The sequence below is a fragment of the Arthrobacter sp. R4 genome, assembly GCF_051365025.1.
Classification (GTDB): domain Bacteria; phylum Actinomycetota; class Actinomycetes; order Actinomycetales; family Micrococcaceae; genus Arthrobacter.
Genome location: NZ_JBLWIJ010000048.1, coordinates 1 through 755, shown reverse-complemented (window position 1 = coordinate 755; position 755 = coordinate 1). Strand labels below are relative to the sequence as shown.

Sequence of the window (755 nt, the reverse complement as noted above, 5' to 3'; positions counted from 1 at the left end):
GATTCATCGTCCTGACCATAGGTCCGATGGTTTCCTCGCTGTACCTGTCCTTCACCAACTACAACCTCTTCGATCCGCCCAAGTGGATCGGCCTGGACAACTACACCACTATGTTCCAGGACGAGCGGTTCCTGCAGTCGGTGGGCGTGACCGTCGGCTACGTGGTCTTCGGTACTCCGCTCAAGCTCGCCGCCGCTCTGGCCGTGGCGATGCTGTTGAACAGTGCGCGGAAGGGCCAGGGCTTCTACCGCTCCGCGTTCTACGCCCCGTCCCTGATCGGCGCGTCCGTTTCCATCGCCATCGTCTGGAAGGCGATGTTCGGCGATTCCGGTCCGGTGGACCAGGGCCTGTCCTTCTTCGGGATCAACCTCGGCGGCTGGGTGGGCAACCCGTCCATGACCATGCCGATGTTCATCCTGCTGACCGTCTGGCAGTTCGGTGCCCCGATGGTGATCTTCCTCGCCGGCCTCAAGCAGATCCCGGCTGACCTGTACGAAGCAGCGTCTATGGACGGTGCCGGCCTGGTGCGGAAGTTCTTCAACATCACCTGGCCCATGCTCTCCCCGGTGGTCTTCTTCAACCTGCTGATGGAAACCATCCACGCGTTCCAGATCTTCAGCTCGGCCTACATCATTTCCAACGGTGAAGGCGGCCCCGCCGGCTCCACCCTCTTCTACACCCTCTACCTGTACCTGCGCGGCTTCAGCGACTTCCGGATGGGTTACGCCTCGGCGATGGCCTGGCTGCTCCTGATC

1 protein-coding gene is annotated in these 755 nt (G+C 61.9%); it reads left to right on the top strand.

Going from position 1 to position 755, the window contains the following annotated elements; translation table 11 throughout:
* On the top strand, positions 1-755 hold a 755-nt coding region (locus ACLKOZ_RS21960; RefSeq protein WP_436478331.1), incomplete at both ends, for a carbohydrate ABC transporter permease.